At 71.3% G+C, this 17,880-nt stretch carries 14 protein-coding genes and 2 pseudogenes; 6 read left to right on the forward strand and 10 right to left on the reverse strand.

Going from position 1 to position 17,880, the window contains the following annotated elements; genetic code table 11:
• Positions 1 to 142 precede the first annotated feature (142 nt).
• Complete coding sequence (locus tag WJ438_RS10615) at positions 143 to 784, reverse strand: TetR/AcrR family transcriptional regulator (RefSeq protein WP_406725010.1); 642 nt, start codon at positions 782 to 784, stop codon at positions 143 to 145.
• Between the two features lie 510 nt (positions 785 to 1,294).
• Between WJ438_RS10615 and WJ438_RS10620 the strand changes: the two genes are divergently transcribed.
• Positions 1,295 to 2,941: an MFS transporter gene (locus tag WJ438_RS10620; RefSeq protein ID WP_406725011.1), complete on the forward strand. Its 1,647-nt coding sequence runs from the start codon at positions 1,295 to 1,297 to the stop codon at positions 2,939 to 2,941.
• A 67-nt stretch (positions 2,942 to 3,008) separates the two neighbouring features.
• Complete coding sequence (locus WJ438_RS10625; protein WP_406725012.1) at positions 3,009 to 3,596, forward strand: YdeI/OmpD-associated family protein; 588 nt, start codon at positions 3,009 to 3,011, stop codon at positions 3,594 to 3,596.
• 89 nt (positions 3,597 to 3,685) lie between these two features.
• Here the strand turns inward: WJ438_RS10625 and WJ438_RS10630 are convergent, their stop codons facing one another.
• The 4 genes from WJ438_RS10630 to WJ438_RS10645 form a co-directional block, all read right to left on the reverse strand.
• Positions 3,686 to 5,176 carry a glycoside hydrolase family 3 protein gene (locus tag WJ438_RS10630; protein ID WP_406725013.1) on the reverse strand — a complete coding sequence of 497 codons (1,491 nt, stop codon included), beginning with the start codon at positions 5,174 to 5,176 and terminating at the stop codon, positions 3,686 to 3,688.
• A 9-nt stretch (positions 5,177 to 5,185) separates the two neighbouring features.
• Positions 5,186 to 6,016, reverse strand: coding sequence for a carbohydrate ABC transporter permease (locus tag WJ438_RS10635; protein WP_406725014.1), 831 nt, complete (start codon positions 6,014 to 6,016; stop codon positions 5,186 to 5,188).
• A complete protein-coding gene (locus WJ438_RS10640; RefSeq protein WP_406725015.1) occupies positions 6,013 to 6,999 on the reverse strand; it encodes a carbohydrate ABC transporter permease in 987 nt (328 codons plus the stop codon). Before WJ438_RS10640 ends, WJ438_RS10635 begins: the two co-directional genes overlap by 4 nt.
• An 86-nt stretch (positions 7,000 to 7,085) precedes the next feature.
• A complete protein-coding gene (locus WJ438_RS10645) occupies positions 7,086 to 8,360 on the reverse strand; it encodes an extracellular solute-binding protein (RefSeq protein ID WP_406725016.1) in 1,275 nt (424 codons plus the stop codon).
• A gap of 369 nt (positions 8,361 to 8,729) precedes the next feature.
• Between WJ438_RS10645 and WJ438_RS10650 the strand changes: the two are divergent.
• Positions 8,730 to 9,620 (forward strand): annotated as a pseudogene (locus WJ438_RS10650) (GntR family transcriptional regulator).
• Here WJ438_RS10650 and WJ438_RS10655 read toward each other — a convergent pair.
• The 4 genes from WJ438_RS10655 to WJ438_RS10670 form a co-directional block, all read right to left on the reverse strand.
• Positions 9,592 to 10,149, reverse strand: a complete 558-nt coding sequence (locus WJ438_RS10655; RefSeq protein ID WP_406725017.1) for a TetR/AcrR family transcriptional regulator — start codon at positions 10,147 to 10,149, stop codon at positions 9,592 to 9,594. The pseudogene WJ438_RS10650 and the gene WJ438_RS10655 sit on opposite strands and share 29 nt — an antisense overlap.
• A gap of 12 nt (positions 10,150 to 10,161) precedes the next feature.
• The gene (locus WJ438_RS10660) at positions 10,162 to 10,743 is read right to left on the reverse strand and encodes a sugar O-acetyltransferase (RefSeq protein ID WP_406725018.1); all 582 of its coding nucleotides are present in this window, start codon (positions 10,741 to 10,743) and stop codon (positions 10,162 to 10,164) included.
• 53 nt (positions 10,744 to 10,796) lie between these two features.
• Positions 10,797 to 12,020: an MFS transporter gene (locus tag WJ438_RS10665; protein WP_406725019.1), complete on the reverse strand. Its 1,224-nt coding sequence runs from the start codon at positions 12,018 to 12,020 to the stop codon at positions 10,797 to 10,799.
• A gap of 128 nt (positions 12,021 to 12,148) precedes the next feature.
• Positions 12,149 to 12,868: a hypothetical protein gene (locus tag WJ438_RS10670; RefSeq protein ID WP_406725020.1), complete on the reverse strand. Its 720-nt coding sequence runs from the start codon at positions 12,866 to 12,868 to the stop codon at positions 12,149 to 12,151.
• A 385-nt stretch (positions 12,869 to 13,253) separates the two neighbouring features.
• Here WJ438_RS10670 and modA point away from each other — a divergent pair, with 385 nt between their 5' ends.
• The 3 genes and pseudogenes from modA (at position 13,254) to WJ438_RS10685 (ending at position 16,025) form a co-directional block, all read left to right on the forward strand.
• The gene (gene modA / locus WJ438_RS10675) at positions 13,254 to 14,069 is read left to right on the forward strand and encodes a molybdate ABC transporter substrate-binding protein (protein ID WP_406729645.1); all 816 of its coding nucleotides are present in this window, start codon (positions 13,254 to 13,256) and stop codon (positions 14,067 to 14,069) included.
• The gene (gene modB / locus WJ438_RS10680; RefSeq protein WP_406725021.1) at positions 14,066 to 14,929 is read left to right on the forward strand and encodes a molybdate ABC transporter permease subunit; all 864 of its coding nucleotides are present in this window, start codon (positions 14,066 to 14,068) and stop codon (positions 14,927 to 14,929) included. Before modA ends, modB begins: the two co-directional genes overlap by 4 nt.
• Positions 14,926 to 16,025, forward strand: a pseudogene (locus WJ438_RS10685) (ABC transporter ATP-binding protein). The gene modB and the pseudogene WJ438_RS10685 overlap by 4 nt, the downstream one beginning before the upstream one ends.
• A gap of 291 nt (positions 16,026 to 16,316) precedes the next feature.
• Here the strand turns inward: WJ438_RS10685 and WJ438_RS10690 are convergent.
• Positions 16,317 to 17,699 carry an MFS transporter gene (locus WJ438_RS10690; RefSeq protein ID WP_406725022.1) on the reverse strand — a complete coding sequence of 461 codons (1,383 nt, stop codon included), beginning with the start codon at positions 17,697 to 17,699 and terminating at the stop codon, positions 16,317 to 16,319.
• Between the last annotated feature and the right edge of the window lie 181 nt (positions 17,700 to 17,880).

A 17,880-nucleotide genomic window follows, 5' to 3' on the forward strand; every position in this document is an offset into this window, starting at 1 on the left:
CCACGACCGGCCCACCCGTCGGCGCCCGGCCACCGCTCACCCTGCGCTCCACCCGCGGCCCGCCCGCCGCGTCCGAGAACCCACCGTGCACCACACACGGCCGACACACCCGCCACCGCGGCCGCGGCCCTCCGCCCCGCGGTCAGTCGCGCCGCGCTCCCGGTACGTCCGGGGCGCCGGTGCTCAGCAGGCCGGTCCAGCTTTCGGCCAGGACGTCTACCACGGATGCGCGGTCGGCGCCCCAGCGGCCGGGGGTCCAGGTGCGGGCCACGTGGTCGAGCTGGGCGATCGCGAGCACACCGCGCAGGTGACGGCTTTCGGGAGGGAAGCGGTCGGCCTGGTCGAGGCCCTCCTCGATGTCGCTGACGGCCTCCTCCAGCCACGCGTTCACCAGGCCGCGCAGTTCCGGATCGACCGCCGCCGCCTCGAAGGCGGCCACCGTGTAGGGACGGATCGATTCCCAGCGGCCGGAGATGCCGTACAGCCACTCGGTGATCGCCTCGCGGCTGCCGTCGCGGACGACCTCGACCAGGCGCCGGGCGGTCGAGCCGTGGACGGGTGAGTCGATGCGTTCGAGCTTCTCGTTCAACTCGCCGATGAGCGCCCGCATCAGATCGCTGCGGGACGGAAAGTACGCGTAGAACGTCACCCGGGTGGTGCCCGCCGCGGCCGCGATGTCGTCCACGGTCGTGACGGCGTAGCCCTTGGTGCGGAACAGCTCCAGCGCCGAGTCCAGCAGGAGCTTGCGGGTCATCTGCTTCTGCGCCTCGCGCAGCCCGGCCATCTCAGCGCCCCCGCTTCCCGGTGTCGGACGGCGTGGGGAACGGGTCGGCCGTGGAGGCGGTCATGGCGCTCATCCTATAGCCGGTCTCGCGTCCGACGGCGCCCCCCTTACTTCATGATTGCTTTCAATACACGACATACATTTCCTTGACGTGGCATAAAGCCAATGTCATTCTCGCCGTCACCGCGCTTCTCTCGCGCCACCCCGAGAAGCCCGACTGCGCCCCTCCCCCACTCCAGGCCACGTCACCACGTGGTCCGACGGGTCGCGCCCACCCCGCCCACACCCCCGAGTCGCGGATGCGGGGCCGTAGCACTTCCGGCCCCCTGGTTCAGAGAGGAACTCCCGCGTGAGCTGCCGCTTCCGTGTCGACATCGTCGGCGCCCGCGCCAAAACCGCGTCGTCCTCGACGACCGGGGCACGGCGCACGCCCTGAGCCGCGGCTCACACCCCACCGGTACCGGCCACACGGGGCCGGACCGTCTCACCATCCCAGTCAGGGAGACTGCAGTGACGCTCAACAACGGGACGACGACGTCCCCCGGCCCTTCCGCGGGGACTGCCCGGAGGCCGGGCTACGCGGGCACGCTTGCCGCCGCGAGCTGCGCGGTGTTCGTGGCCCAGTTGGCCAACGCCCTGCCGGCCTCGCTCAACGGGCTCTTCCAGCAGGATCTCGGCACGCACGGGTCCCAGCTGACCTGGATCACGGCGGCCTTCATGATCGCCGTGGTCGTCTTCGAGTTCACCTTCGGTGTCCTCGGCGACCTGTTCGGACGCCGCAGGCTCATCGCCTCGGGTGCGGCGCTCGTCGTCGCCGGAAGCATCGTCTCGGCCGTCGCGCCCACCGTGCAGGTGCTGTGGGTCGGCGCCGCGCTGAACGGTCTCGGCGCCGGCGCCATGTTCCCCGGTTCGCTCACCATGATCGCGGACGTCGCCCGCAGCGCCCTGGAGCGGGCCCGCGCCATCGCGCTGTGGAGCGGCTTCCTGTCGGCCGGTGCGGCGCTCTCCCCCCTGATCGGCGGGGCGTTCGCCAAGATCGGGTCGTGGCGGGGCTCGTTCCTGGTCCTCGTCGCGCTGGCCTTCGTCAGCATGGTGCTCTCGCTGGCCCTGGCCACCGAGTCGAAGGCGCCCGAGGGCCGCCGGCTGAACGTCCCGGGCCAGGTCACCTTCGCGATCGGTCTCATCCTGGTGCTCTACGCGGCCGTGGAGGGACCCGAGAAGGGCTGGGGCGAGCCGGAGATCGTGGGCGCGTTCGCCGTCGGCGCGTGCTTCCTGATCGCCTTCCTCCTGATCGAGCGCCGCGCCGAGTCCCCGATCCTCAACCTGTCCCTGTTCAAGGACCGCGCCTTCGCGGTGGGGTCGGTCGTGGCGGTCATCGGCATGATCGCCTTCCTCGGCGCGTGCTTCGCGACAAGCATGTGGCTCGGCCCCGTACAGCACCAGGACCCGCTGCGCGTCGCCCTCCCGTTCCTGCTGCTCCAGGGACCGGCGTTCGTCCTGATCCCGGTCGTCTCCCGACTGCTCCACCGGGTCTCCCCGAACTGGCTGCTGACCTCCGGCTTCAGCCTGATGGCCGTCGGGTCGTTCCTGTGCGCCCGGCTGGACGTCACCGATCGGAGCCTGACCCCGTTCGTCGTGCCCACCCTGCTCATCGGCGTCGGCTTCGCGCTGGCCGTCAGCTCGATCACGGCCGTCGCGCTGAACAGCGTGCCGGGCCGGCTGGCCGGCATGGCGAGCGCCACCACCAACATGCTGCGCGACCTCGGCTTCGCACTGGGCCCGGTGGTCGTCGGCGCGGTCGCCCTCAGCCACGCGGGCGACACCTTCGCCTCGAAGCTGGCCGGCGCGGATCTGCCGCCCGACCAGCTGGGCGCCGCCACGGAGATCGGCCGGGCCGCCGGACCGATCGCCGTCAACAGCCTGCCGCCGGACGCCCCCGGAGCAGCCGCGCAGGGCATCGCCCTCGACGCCCTGGGCAGCGGCTTCGGCCTCGCCTACACCGTGTGCGGGGTCGCCGCCGCGGTGGCCGCGGCCGTGACCGTGATCGGCATGGCCGGCATCCGCGCCCCCCGCGCCCTGGACACGGAGCACTCGGAGCGCACGGCCGAGCAGGACCCGTCGGACCGGCCCCAGGCCCCGACCACCGCTCCGGCGTAGTCGACCGCCGCGCCGGCGGGGTCCGTTCCGTTGACCCCGCCGGCACGGACCGGGTTCCCTGTGTGCCATGGCTGCTGAAGCGCGCACGGAGGACCCGGTCCTCGCCGTCGGGACGCAGGGCGAGTGGGAGAAGTGGTTGGAGGAGCACCACGACGAGTTGCCCGGGGTCTGGTTGCGGATCCCGAGGAAGGACTCCGGACTGCCCGGCCCCGACTACGCCGCCGCCCTGGAGTCGGCGCTGTGCTACGGCTGGATCGATGGGCACAAGAAGAAGCTGGACGACACTTACTGGCTCCAGCGGTTCACTCCCCGGCGGCCGCGCAGCAAGTGGTCGAGGATCAACCGGCAGAAGGCCACCGCGCTCATCGAGGCGGGCCGGATGCGGGAGCCCGGACTGCGCGAGGTCGAGCGGGCCAGGGCCGACGGCCGCTGGGTGGCGGCGTACGCGAGCCAGAGCACCGCGACCCTCCCCGACGACCTGCGAGCCGCGCTGGACGCGGCTCCGGCGGCCCGCGACTTCTTCGGCACCCTCGACAGCCGCAACCGGTACGCGATCCTCTACCGCGTGCAGGACGCCAAGCGTCCGCAGACCAGGGCGGCCCGTATCGAGAAGTTCGTCGCCATGCTCGCCGAGGGGAAGACGCTCCATCCGTGACGACGTGACGGTGTGACAGCCCGACAGGCACCCGTTCCTGACACACGGGGAGGCGGTCCGGACCCCGGGGCCCGGACCGCCTCCCCGTGTCAGCCCGCGACGATCGCCTCGGCCGCCGCCACACCGCAGACGCGGGCCGCCCCGTGCGTGGCGACGTGCGGAGCGCCGCGCGGCGCGGACTGCGGGACGCCCATCTCCACGACGACGGTGTCCGGTGCGGCGGCGAGCAGGGTGTCCAGGGCGGTGCGCATCCACGGGTGCCGGTGCTCGTCGCGGACCACGGCGACCACGCGCCGGCCGGCCGCGGCCTCGAGCGCCCGCGCACCGGCGTCGGTGCCGGTGAAGTGGCCGGTGGTGGTGCCCGGCAGCAGGCGCTCCAGCTCCGCGCCGACGCCCCAGGGCGTCTCGTCGCCGACGGCGATGTTGGCCGCGGGGCTGAAAGTGGCCACGTACATCGGTGCGGTGACCGGTGCGGTGGGCCCGGTGCGGGTGACGGTCACCGCGCGGCGGGCCGCAGTGAGGCCGATCTCCGGCTCCGGTGCGGCCGCCGGCGCCGGGGATCGCTGTGCTTCCGCGGCCCAGCGGGCCAGCGCGCGGCCCCGCTCCGCCGCGTCGGCCAGGCGCTCCTCGGGCAACTCGCCCGAGCGGACGGCCTCGACCAGGGTGTCGCACAGCCGCCGTACGGTCTCCTCGTCGGCCAGACCGCCGCCCACACAGATCGCGTCGGCGCCGGCCGCGAGGGCCAGCACACTGCCGCGTTCGATGCCGTAGCTGCCGGCGATGGCCCGCATCTCCATGCCGTCGGTGACGATCAGGCCGTCGTAGCCCAGTTCGCCGCGCAGCAGGTCGGTCAGTATCCGCCGGGACAATGTCGCCGGATGGTCCGGGTCCAGCGCGGGGACCAGGATGTGCGCGCTCATCACGGCGCGCGAGCCGGTCGCGACGGCCGCGCGGAACGGTGCCAGTTCGCGTTCGGCCAGCACGGCGGCGTCCGCGTCGATGCGAGGCAGGGCGAGGTGGGAGTCGACGGCCGTGTCACCGTGCCCCGGGAAGTGCTTGGCGCAGGCCGCCACACCCGCCGACTGCAGGCCGGCGACGTAGGCGGCGGTGTGTCGGGCGACCAGGCCGGTGTCGGCGCCGAAGGAGCGCACGCCGATGACCGGGTTGTCCGGGTTGGAGTTCACGTCGGCGGAGGGGGCCCAGTTGAAGTTCACCCCGCAGGCCGCGAGCCGGCGGCCCAGCTCCGCGGCCACCGCTCCGGTCAGATCGGTGTCGTCCACCACGCCCAGGGCGTGGTTGCCGGGGAAGGAGGAGCCGGTGCGCACCTCCAGACGGGTGACGTCGCCGCCCTCCTCGTCGATCGCGACGAGCACGTCCGGGCGTTCGGCGCGCAGTCGCTCGGTCAGGGCGGCCAGTTGCCCGGGCGAGGCGATGTTGCGCCCGAAGAGGCCGACGGAGGTCAGGCCCTCGCCGAGGCGGCGCAGCAGCCAGTCGGGCGCGGTGGTGCCGGCGAAGCCCGGCTGCAGGACGGCCAGGGCGTCCCGGGTGAGGGTGTCGGTACCGGTGGTGAATGTCGTCATCGGGTGGCGTTATCCCTTCACGGCGCCCGCGGTGAGGCCGCTGACGGCCTTGCGCTGCAGGTAGACGAAGAGGATCAGGATCGGGACGGCGATGAGCGACGAGGCGGCCATGGTCGCACCCCAGTCGTCGCCGAACTGGGTCTGGAAGCTGAACAGCCACAGCGGCAGGGTCTGTGCCTCGGCGTCCTTGTTGAGCACCAGGACCAGCGCGAACTCGTTCCAGGCGGTGATGAAGCCGAACAGCGAGGTGGCCATCAGACCCGGGGCGAGCAGCGGCAGGATGACCCGGCGGAACGCCTGGGCGCGGGTGCAGCCGTCGACCATCGCCGACTCCTCCAGTTCCTTCGGCACGGCGGCGACGAAGCCGCGCAGCGTCAGGATGGTGAAGGGCAGGATCATCATCGTGTAGAAGAGCGTCAGCGGCACGAGGCTGTTCAGCATCGACGCGTCCCGCACGATCATGTACATCGCGATGATCATGACTTCCCAGGGCGCCATCTGGGCCATCATGAAACCGATGATGAAGCCGCGCCGCCCCTTGAACCGCATCCGTGCCAGGGCGAAGGAGCCGGCCAGCGCGATGATCAGCGAGAAGACGACGGCGAGGACGGTGACGGTCAGCGAGTTGCGGACGTACGACCAGAAGTGGTCCGCGCCGGTCGCGGTCTTGAAGTGCTGGAAGGTGACGTCGGTCGGGAACCAGACCGGGTCCTCCGAGATGATGTCGCCGGTCGGCTTGAAGGCCGTGGCGAACATCCAGTACACGGGGAAGACGAAGCCGATGAACAGGACGACGGCCGTGACGTTGGGCCAGACCCGGGCGAAGAGCGAGCGCTTCACAGCTCGGCCTCCTCTTCGTTCTCCTGCTTGAGCACGATCCTGAGGTAGTAGGCGGTCAGGCCGAGCAGGACCAGGACGGTGAGGACCGCGATCGCCGCGCCCATGCCGTAGTGCTGGTTGCCCATGCCCTCGATGTAGGCGTAGACGGGGAGGATCTCGGTGAGCCGGTCGGGACCGCCGCCGTTGAAGGCGAGGACCTGGACGAACGCCTTGAAGACCCAGATGATCTCCAGGAAGGTCGTCGCGTAGAGGAACGGCCGCAGGAACGGCAGGGTGACCGTGGTGAAGCTCCGCCAGGCGCCGGCGCCGTCGAGGGACGCGGCCTCGTAGAGCTCGCCCGGGATGGTGGTGGTCGCCGCGTACAGGTTGATCGCGACGAACGGGATGGACATCCACACGATCAGCACGATGACGACGAAGAACGTCGACATCTGGCTGCTGGTCCAGCTGTGGTCGGCCATGGAGTGCCGGCCGAGCTTGTCCAGGACCCAGTTGACGACGCCGAAGCGCTGGGCGAACAGCCACTGGTAGACGGTGGTGGCCGCCACGATGGGCATGGCCCAGGCCAGGACCAGTCCGAGCAGCAGGGTGACCCGCATCCGCCTGCCGAGGCGGGCGAGCAGCAGGCCGACCAGGGCGCCCAGGACCATGATCAGGACGACGTTGACCGCCGTGAACAGGATCGAGCGGAGGGTGACCCGCCAGAAGTCCCCGCTGGTGAGGGTCTCCTTGTAGTTGTCGACGCCGTTCCACTCGGTGACGTGCTGGATCAGCTGCCCCATGTTGAGGTTCTGGAACGACAGCAGCACGTCCTTCAGCAGCGGCCAGCCGAGCAGCAGCACGGTGGCCGCGCAGGCGGGCAGCAGCAACAGGTACGGGGCGAGCGCACCGGCCCGCGGTGTGGGCCTGCCGGATACCACCCCGTCGTCCGCCTTGCGGACGTCCATCGGCCCGGAGGGCGGCCGTTCGGTCTGCACGGTCATGCTCGCGATCTCTCTTCTCGGCCTGTTCAACACCGGGGAGGGGGCCGTCGCACGGCCGGCCCCGCTCCGGTCGGAGTGCTTGCGCTCTACTGCTCCTGCGCCAGGCGCTTGTTGAACTCGCTCTCGACCTGCTTGGCCGCCTCGGCCGGTGACTTACCGTTCAGCACGGCGGTCATGTACGTCTTGATCGGGTTGGGCGCGTTCTCGACCGCGGCCCACTCCGGGATCAGCGGGGTGGTTCCGCCGACGGCGGCGGCGGGTGCGGCGGCCTCGGCGGGGGCGTCGCCCTTCAGGTTGCTCTGCAGCGACTCCTTGTTGGGGATGACGCCGTTGGCCTTGGCCAGCCCGCCCTCGAACTTGTCGGACAGGGTGAGCTTCAGGAACTCCCTCGCGAGGTCCTGCTTCTTGCTGCCCGCGGCGACGGCGAGGTTGGAGCCGCCGAGGAAGACGCCCTCGGGCTTGTCGGCCGAGGCGCCCGGGAGGGTGAAGTAGCCGATGTCCTGCTCGATCTTCGGGTTGGCCTCGATGGCGATGCCGGCTTCCCAGCCCATGCCGATGAACGCGCCGACGTCGCCCTTGGCGAAGACCTCGCCCTGCTGGGGGGTGGCCTCGTCCTTGTCCTTGGGCGCCTTGGACAGCGACTGGAACTTCTTGTAGGTCTCCATGGCGGCGGCGACCTTCGGGTCGTCGAGGTTGGAGACGTGCTTGTCGCCGTCCTTCCTGACCAGTTCGCCCCCCTCGCCGATCACCAGGCCGACGAAGTGGTACCAGTTCTGGCCGGGCAGGTAGATCGGCTCCGCGTCGGTCCTGTCACCGATCTTCTCGAGCGCGTCGTAGAACTCGTCGCGGGTCTTGGGCGTGTCCTTGATGCCCGCGTCCGCCCAGACCTTCTTGTTGTAGAGGACCACGCGGTTGGCGAAGTACCACGGCACCGCGTACTGCTTGCCGTCGAAGACGGACGACTCGTTGAGCGACTCGGTCCAGTCCGCCCCGATCTCCGACTTGAGGTCGGTGAGGTCGGCGAGGCCGCCGGTCTTGGCGTAGGCCGGGGTCTGGGTGTTGCCGACCTCGAAGACGTCGGGCGGGTTCTCCTCGGACAGGGCGGTGGTCAGCTTCTGCTGGATGCCGTTCCACTGCTGGACCTCGAACTCGACCTTCGCCTTGGTCTTCGTCTCGAACTCCGTGGCCAGGTCCTTCTGCCACTCGTCCGGCGAGGAACCGTCCATCACCCACACGGTGAGCGTCTGGCCCTCGTACCCGTTTGCCCCGGTGCTCTTGCCGTCGCCGTCGTCTCCCCCGCACGCGGCGACGGAGAACAACATGCCCGCGACCCCGATCGCGGCTGTCAGCTTGCGCTTCACGCGCCACCCCTCCTCAGGAATGCCTTCCACACCCACGCCCTCGGCGGTGACCCTCACAACGGCGCGACACTCGGCGGGCTGGGACCCGGCTTCCTCTAAATGGTTTAGACCAGCAGGGGGAGCTTGGCCTAGACCTATGGCCCTGTCAAGAGTCACGCCGCCAATCGCCCGGGCCCCTTCCGACGCCCCCGCGCGGACCTGCAAGTCCCCCCAAACGGGGACGTGTCGATGGTTGGGCTAGACCAAAAGGAAGCGTGCGGTGATGACGGGACCGCCGAGCGTGCGGCGCCGAACCCGGCCGTCCGCCGACGTGCACCGTGGTCGGCGCCTGCCGTCCGCGCGCCGGACACCGCAGCCGGAAGGCAGGTCGTGAGCACCGATCTCAGCAGCGCCCAGACCGTCACGGGGGCGTCGGACCCCACCGACCGCGTGCCGAAGTACTACCGCGTCAAGCAGCGGTTACCGCGGATGAACGAGGCACGCACACCGGGCTCGCCGATGCCGGCCGAGCGCTTCCTCCCCCTCGAGTTCCGCACCTCCCGCACCACCCGTGCGCAAGGCGTTGCAGGAGCTGGCGAGCGAGGGGCGGCTGGTCCGCATCCAGGGCAAGGGCACCTTCGTCGCCCGCCCGAAGATCTACCGGGCCCTCCCACTCACCTCGTACACCGAGGACACGCACAACCAAGGGCTCACCGCTGCCTCCCGGGTCCTGAACGTCGACCACCTCGCGGCCGACGAGGAGCTGGCTGCCCTGCTCGGGGTGGAACGGGGCGAGCGCATCCTGCGCGTCGAGCGGCTGCGGCCGGCCGGGGCGAGCCCATGGCGATCGAGGCGACCCATCTGTCCGCGCGCCGTTTCCCCGGCCTGCGCCGGAACCTGGCCCGCCGCACCTCGCTCTGCACGACGCTCACCGAGGTGTACGGGGTACGCCTGGCGGAGGCCGACGAGACCATCGAAACCTCTCCCGCCACACCGCGGGAGGCAAGCCTGCTCCACACGGACGTGGGCCTGCCGATGCTGCTGCTGTGCCGCCACTCCCGGGACGAGCGGGGGGCGCCGGTCGAGTGGGTCCGCGCGGTGTACCGCGGCTCGCGCTACAGGTTCACGGCACAGGTTCACGGCGACGCTGACGCCGCCGGCGCTGTGAGCCGGCCCGGTCGGGCCCGTGCGGCACAGGGGTCAGGACTGTGCCGCACGGGCGGCTGGGGGGACCGGCCGGGCGCGGCGCCGCTCAGGGCTCCAGCCGGTCCGTTGCGGTGATGCGGGCGATCGCCTCGAGTGTCAGGGCCCGGTCGTGCGGTTCCCGGGACAGGGCTCGATGGAGCGTCAACCCCTCGATAAGGGCGTCGAGTTGGCGGGCGGTGTCCGGATCGAAATGCTTCTCGAGGTGGCTGCGGCTGCGGCGCATCCACTCATGGGTGAGCTCCCGGTAGGCGGGCCGGCGGGCGGCGAGGGAATACAGCTCCTGGGTGAGCACGAGGTCGCGCGAACTGCCCTCGGACAGGACGTGGACGAGGTCGGCCACGGCCGTGCGGGCCTCTTCACGGCCGGTCGGCGCCGCGAGATACGTGTCGAACACGGCGACTATGTGGCTGGTGAAGTCGCTGAACGCTTCCCGCAGCAACTCGTCGATCCCGCTGAAGTGGTACGTCATCGACCCCAGCGGCACCCCGGCGCGCTTGGCGATCTTGCGGTGGGAGACCGCCGCGAGCCCTTCCTCGGCGATGAGGTCGAGGGTGGCGGCGAGGATGCGTGCGCGTCGCTGCGGGTCGGTGTGTCCGGTGGCCATGGGCGTCGCGCCTCAGAGAGTACGGACCGGGCGGGCGGGACTGCCGACGGCGACCACGTTCGGCGGCACGTCCTTGATGACGACCGAACCGGCGCCGATCACGGAGTTGTCCCCGATGGTCACGCCGGGCAGGACGATCGCTCCCCCGCCGATCCAGACGTTGTCGCCGATGGTGATCGGCTGCGCGGCCTCCAGCTTGTCGCGCCGGGGCTGCGGTTCCAGGGGGTGCGTGGGGGTGAGGAGTTGGACGCCGGGGCCGATCTGGCAGTCCTCGCCGATGACGATGGCGGCGACGTCCAGTGCGGTCAGGTTGTAGTTGACGAAGGTGCGCGCCCCGATGGTGATGTTGCTGCCGTAGTCGACGTACAGGGGCGGACGCACATGTGCCCGGTCGCCCACGGCGCCGAGCAGTTCGGCGAGGATCGCCTCCGCCGCTTCGGCGTCCTCGGCATAGGCCGCCTGGTAGCGGGCGGCCAGGCGTACGGCCTGCTGCTGCCGGCGGGCGATCTCGGGGTCGTCGGCGATGTAGAGGTCGCCCGCCTGCATCCGTTCCAGGTGGGTACGGGAGTCCTGCGCGAAGTAGTCCGTCGCCATGGGAGCGACGGTACACCCCGGAGCGTACGAACGTACACTCTTCGCGCCGAGGACTACCGCTTGACGCCGCCGGCCCGCAGCACTCCCGCGCACACGACCACGAGCGCGCCCGCGAGGGGCACCACCACCAGTCCCAGCCGAAGGCCGGCCTCGTCGGCGACGAGCCCGACGACCGGCGGGGAGAGCAGGAATCCCAGCCGCATCAGCCAGGAGACGATCGTCAGCCCCGATCCGGGCTTGAGGCCGGGCAGTTCGTCGGCCTCGTGCATCGCCGCGGGCACCAGCGTCGCCACGCCGAACCCGGCCGCGGCGAAGCCGAGGATCGTTCCGGGCACCGTGGGCACGGCCAGGGCCAGGCCCATGCCGACCGCGGCGATGAAGCCGCCGGCGCGGGCCACCGCGCGCTGGCCGAACCGGTCGACGAGCCGGTCGCCGAGGATCCGGCCGACGAACTGGGCCCCCACCAGGGCGATGAAGCCGGACGCCGCCAGCGCCGCCGACGCGTTCAGCGAGTCGGCGAGGTAGAGCGCGGCCCAGGAGTTGCCCGCGTCCTCGACGAGCGTGCCGGCCGTCGCGATGAGCACGAGCGCGACCAGCACGTAGCGGACACGCGAGGTCACGACCGGACGTCCGTTGCGCTGCGGCTCCCCGCTGTCGGCGCCCTTCTCCTCCTTGCCCTCGACCGGCTCGGTGTCGGGTCCGGGCAGGGCGAACCGCAGGGCGACGCAGGCGGCGAGCCCGAACACCACCCCCGAGATCGACAGGTGCGCCCCGCGCGAGAGGTCGAGCGCTATGGCGGCGGCGGCCATGGAGCCGCCGGCGACGGCGCCGATGGACCAGATGGCGTGGAAGGAGTTGATGATGGAGCGCCCGTAACGGCGCTGCACCCGCAGCCCGTGGGCGTTCTGCGCGACATCGGTGATCGCGTCCATCGCTCCGGCCAGGAACAGCGCTCCCGCGAACAGCACTACCGAATGCGCCATGCCCGCGACGAGTATCCCCGCCCCGGTCAGCAGGGTGCTCGCCACCGCCACCCGCGCCGACCCCAGACGGCGGATGAGGACCCCCGCCGCCAGACCGGCGACGATGGCCCCCGTCGGGAACGCCGCGACGGCGAGCCCGTAGGCGGCGTTGCCGATGCCGAGATCCGCCTTGATCTGCGGATAGCGGGGCAGAAGGTTCGCGAACAGAGCCCCGTTGGTGAAGAAGAGGACGGCAACGGCTGCGCGAGCCCGCCGCTCGGCCAGGGCGGGCCGGCGCAGTACGTCAGTGGTCATGCGCCTGACCCTATCCACGGAGCGTACGAACGTACACTCCTTTCGGGCGGCACTGTCCGAAACCACGGGGCATCGGGTGCCGAGCCGGTGCACGGCACCCGATGGGCGGGACGGCGCTTTAACCGTTCCTATCCGTTGTAGGTCTCGAACTCGGCGATCCTCGGCGTGCCGCTCGAGCCGGTGATCTCGAAGGTGATCTTGCGCAGCGAGGTCCGCGCGAAGGAGACGACGCCCGCCCCGCCGCCGGAGGCCAGGACGGCGCCGGTGTCGTGGTCGAGGAGCCGCCAGGACCGGATCACACTTTCGGAACCCGACGCCTCCCGGACGTTGACCTTCGACACCGTGGCGGCGGACGACCACTTGACCGAGACGGAACCGGTCGAGCCGTTCGGCGACCAGGAGGTGCCGAGGCTGCCGTCGATCACGTTGCCGTAGCTCGTACCGCGGGCCTTGCTGGAGCCGTCAGCGCCGGCCCCGAGGCTGAGGTTGGCCCCGGTGGGAGGGTCCGTCGGGTCGGTGGGGTCGGTCGGGTCCGGGTTCTGCGGCGTGCAGTTGCCGTCCGACACCTTGCTGGTGTTGCCGTGATGGATGGTGCCCTGGACCTCGATGATGATCGGGGTGCTGCTGTCGGCCCGGTCGCACAGGGCGGCGTGGATCGCGGTGCCCGTGGTGGCCCGGACCGTCTGCCCGCCCGCGCCGCCGGTGGTCCCGCCGTTCTGGGTCGCGTAACCGGTGGCGCTGCCGGTCGCGGCCGACGCCGAGGGCGCCGACACCACCAGTCCGGTCGCGGCCGCGAGAGCCGCCGTGGCCAGCGTCGCCTGGAGCCGCAGTGCTGCTGATCTCTTCATACGGGCCTCTCCCTGTGTGCGTAATGTCATGTACATGTCATACGGAGTGCAGTCACGCAGAGGGCAGTCGAACGGAGTGCAGTCGAACGCCATCGAAACCATCAACCCGATGGAAAGCGCTTTCTCGCCGTGAGAACAGGGCGGCCCCGACCAGCCTGACAAGGCTCCGGACGCCACGAGTGCACTCTTTCGTATCTCATACGCCAGACGCAGCTCACCTCCGTCACGGAATCGCAGATGCGGCCCTGCTGCGTGAATATGACAGTGTGTGCGGCTCGAAAGGTGATTCACTCCTCGCATCTACGACAGTAGGATCAGCGAACGCGTCCCACCGGACCGGTCCGTGACAAGCGAGTAGCAGGCAGAGGGAGGAGCCGTGACGCCGATGCCCCGTCCCGCCCACCGGACCCGTCGGACGACCCGGACGGCCGGTGCGGGCACCGCCGCGCTGCTGGTCCTGGGCGCCGTGACCGCCTGCTCGTCGTCCTCCGACGACCCCTCCTCGAGGTCCTCGTCCGGCAAGCCGGCCGGCACGGTGACCGTCTTCGCCGCTGCCTCCCTCACGGAGAGCTTCACGACGCTGGGCGAGGAGTTCGAGAAGGCGCACCCCGGCACCGAGGTCACCTTCAACTTCGGCGGCAGCGACAGCCTCGCCGCCGGTATCACCGGCGGCGCCCCCGCCGATGTCTTCGCCTCCGCCAGCCCCTGGACGATGAGGATCGTCACGGACGCGGGGAGCGCCTCCGGCACCCCGGTCACCTTCGTCCGCAACCGGCTGGAGATCGCCACCCTGCCGGGCAACCCGGAGGGCGTCTCCTCGCTGAAGGACCTGACCGGCCCGAAGCTGAAGGTCGTCCTGTGCGACAGGAAGGTGCCGTGCGGGGCCGCCGCACAGAAGGCGCTGGACGCCGGTGGTCTGGACTTCACCCCGGTGTCGTACGAGCAGGACGTCAAGAGCGCCCTGACGAAGGTCGAGCTGAAGGAGGCGGACGCCGCCCTCGTGTACCGGACCGACGTGCGCGCGGCGGGTGACAAGGTGGAGGGCGTGGACTTCCCCGAGGCCGCAGAGGCCGTCAACGACTACCCGATCACCCTGCTCAAGGACGCGCCCAACGCCGGGGCGGGCCAGGCGTTCATCGCGTTCGTGCGGTCCGACGAGGGCCGGCGGGTACTGGCCGACGCCGGGTTCCTGACGTCGTGACCCCGGCGGACCCCTCCGGCGCCGCGGTCGGCACCCGCAAGGGCGCCGGCCCGCGGCGCCGCCGCACCCCGGCGGTCGGCGGGCGGACCGTGCCGCTGCCCCTGCTGCTGCCGGCGCTGCTCGGTCTGGCGTTCCTGCTGGTGCCGTTGCTCGGCCTGCTGGTCCGGGCCCCGTGGCAGAGCCTGCCCGAGCAGCTGACCAGCCCCGAGGTGTGGCAGGCCCTGCGGCTCTCCCTGGTGTGCGCCACCGCGGCGACGGCGGTGAGCCTGGTCGTCGGCGTACCGCTGGCCTGGCTGCTGGCCCGTACGGAGTTCCGCGGCCGCGGTCTGGTCCGGGCCCTGGTGACGCTGCCCCTGGTCCTGCCCCCGGTGGTGGGCGGTGTGGCCCTGCTCATGGCGCTCGGCCGCAACGGCATCGTCGGGAAGTGGCTGGACGCCTGGTTCGGCATCACCCTGCCCTTCACGACCGCCGGTGTCGTGCTCGCGGAGGCGTTCGTGGCGATGCCGTTCCTGGTCATCAGCGTCGAGGGCACCCTGCGCGCCGCCGACCGCCGCTACGAGGAGGCCGCGGCCACCCTGGGCGCCTCCCGCTTCACCGCGTTCCGCCGGGTCACGCTGCCGCTGATCGCGCCGGGCATCGCGGCGGGCTCCGTCCTGGCCTGGGCGCGGGCGCTGGGCGAGTTCGGGGCGACGATCACCTTCGCCGGCAACTTTCCCGGCCGGACGCAGACCATGCCCCTCGCGGTCTACCTCGCCCTGCAGAGCGACCCGGAGGCTGCCATCGCCCTCAGCCTGGTCCTGCTCGCCGTCTCGATCGCGGTGCTGGCCGGCCTGCGCGACCGCTGGATGACCGCGTCATGACCCGCACCGGAAAGCCCGGACACGGCCTCGCCGGCGACGACACCGGCGCCCCCGAACCCGAGGGCCTCGACGCCCGTCTCGTCGTCGACCACGGCACCTTCCGTCTGGACATCGCGCTCACCGCCGCCCCGGGCGAGGTCGTCGCCCTGCTCGGCCCGAACGGCGCCGGCAAGAGCACGGCCCTGCGCGCCCTCGCGGGCCTCGCGCCCCTCACCGCAGGCCATCTACGCCTGGACGGGAAGGAGTGGGACCGTACACCACCTGAATCCCGCCCCGTCGGTGTCGTCTTCCAGGATTATCTGCTCTTCCCGCACCTGACCGCCCTGGACAACGTCGCCTTCGGCCCTCGCTGCCAGGGCGCCACGAAGGCAGAGGCACGTGCGACGGCCGCCGCGTGGCTGGACCGCATGGGTCTGGCGGACCACGCCGGCGCCAGGCCCCGCCGCCTGTCCGGCGGCCAGGCCCAGCGCGTGGCGCTCGCCCGCGCCCTGGCCGCCGGCCCCGGCTGCTCCTCCTCGACGAGCCCCTCGCCGCCCTGGACGCCCGCACCCGTCTGGACGTACGCGCCCAGCTCCGACGCCACTTGGCCGCGTTCGAGGCCGTCGCCGTCCTGGTCACGCACGATCCGCTGGACGCGATGGTGCTGGCCGACCGCCTGGTGGTCGTCGAGCACGGCAGGGTCGTCCAGGAGGGAACGCCTCAGGACATCGCCCGTCACCCGCGCACCGACTACATCGCCCGACTGGTTGGCCTGAACCTCTACACCGGCCGAGCCCGGGGCCACACCGTGCGGTTGGAGTCCGGTCCGACGCTCACCACCACCGAGGACCTCACCGGCCCGGTATTCGTCGCGTTCCCGCCCGGCGCCGTGACCCTCCACCGCGACCGCCCCACCGGCTCCAGCGCCCGCAACCTCTGGCACGGCGAGGTCGCCGGCATGGAAACCCACGGCGACCAGATCCGCGTCGCCCTCGCCGGAGACCTCCCCCTGACCGCCGACCTCACCACGGTCGCCGCCGCCGAACTCGGCCTGCACCCCGGCGCGGACATCTGGGCCACGGTGAAGGCGACCCAGACCCACGCCTACCCGGTCTGACGGGGCCCGGCGAGGACCCGCGCACGGTCGGCCGCCTGCCACCGACTTCCTCGGGATCAGGCCGCACCCTCCGGCCTGCGCCCCGCGGGCCCGGGAGTCGGTCACCCACCGGGCAGCGGTGCGCCGATGTGAGTGAGTACGCGGCAAATCAGCCGGGGCTTCTCATACGGCACCCCCGGGCCCGGTGACACCACCCCAGGTCATCCGTGCGACAGGGGGCGTTCGTCATACCGGGCCCGGGCCGGCGGCCCGCTCTTTCAGGACCGCGAAGGAGGAACGGGGACTTGCGGCTCAGAAGGCGTGGAGATCCACGTCCCTGGTCTCCGGTCCCCAGAGCGCGCCGATGGTGGCCAGCAGACCTCCGACGGAGAGGAGCACGATCGTGGCGTACTGGATGGGCATGAAGTTGCCGAGCCCGGCCTGGTAGACCCCGAAGAACGACGGCAGCACGACGGAGGCACCGTAGGCGAAGCCGTAGCCGGAGGCCCGGACCGAGGTGGGGAACCGCTCGTTGATGTATGCGGGCATCAGCCCGAACGGCGCGACCACGATGGCGACCATGGCGATGGTGGCAGCCACCGCGATCGTGGCGTTGCCCGTCCCGAACTCCAGCAGGATGTAGTAGAGCGGCGAGCAGACCACGGTGATGAGCACCCCGCCGGTGATCAACACGGGCAGGCGGCCGAAACGCTGGCCGGCCAGGCCGAAGAGCACGTTCATCCCGGCGAGCAGGAGGTAGCCCACGACCAGGGTGGCGGTCGTGCCGCGCGCCGACAGCCCGACATCGTCGACGAGCACCTTCGGCAGCGTCGCGGCGATCGGCTGGGTCGCCAGCCACAGTCCGGACAGCAGCAGGAACACCTGCAGAAGGGTCTTCCGGGTGTCGCCCCTCATCAGCCGGCGCAGGGGCGCTTCGCGCTTCTCGGTGCCGGACTTGGCCTTGGTGTCGGTGAACGCCTCCGACTCCGGGATCTCGCGGCGCACGTAGTTCGCGGTGAGGAACGCCATGAACGCGCCGATGACGAACGGGATCCGCCACCCCCAGTAGGCGTACGGCGACTCCGGACCGTCGGCGGGGATCAGGAACAGCAGCAGCAGGGTGAGCAGGGAGATGGCCGCGTAGGCGAGGGGGAAGCCGGTGTTGATGAGCGCGCTGTACAGGCCCCGCTTGCGGATCGGCGCGTTCTCCATGGCCAGGGGGTTGGCCCCGGTGTAGGCCCCGCCGAGGAACACCCCGCCGATCAGGCGCAGCGCGATGAACAGGAGGGCGCCGGCGATGCCGATCTGCGCGTGGCCGGGCAGGAAGGCCATGAGCAGGGTGATGCCCGCGGCGCCGTACATGGAGATGATGGTGGCCTTCTTGCGGCCCAGCGCGTCGCCTATCCAGCCGAAGATGATCGAGCCGAGCGGCCTGGCCACGATGGTGGCACCGAAGAGCAGGCCGCCGAGGATCGCGGTCGTTCCGGCGTCGAGCGTCTCCGGCAGGAAATAGGCCATGATCGGCGCGAGCACGACCACCGGAAGGTAAATATCGAACAGGTCGACGAAATAGCCCACCCAGGCGCCGATCATCGACTTGCGGCCACCCACGTCAGCTGTGGCGGCGGCGTCCGGCGACGCGGGCGGAGAGGAGGGGGCCGTGTGCCCTGGCTGCATGGACTGTTGTACGGACACGGGGTTTACTTCCTTGGTTCTCAGAGGTGCTGGAGAGTGATGCAGGCTCCGTGTGAGGTGGGGCGGAGGCGTTGCGCGGCGTTTGTCCAGGCCGACGGCCGGAGGCCAGGAGTCGGCGGTCGGCGATCTGCGGGCGGTCGGCGGTCGGTTCAGGAGCCGGCCAAGGCCCAGTGGGTCGGTG

The organism is Streptomyces sp. GD-15H, from assembly GCF_045291515.1.
Classification (GTDB): Bacteria; Actinomycetota; Actinomycetes; order Streptomycetales; family Streptomycetaceae; genus Streptomyces.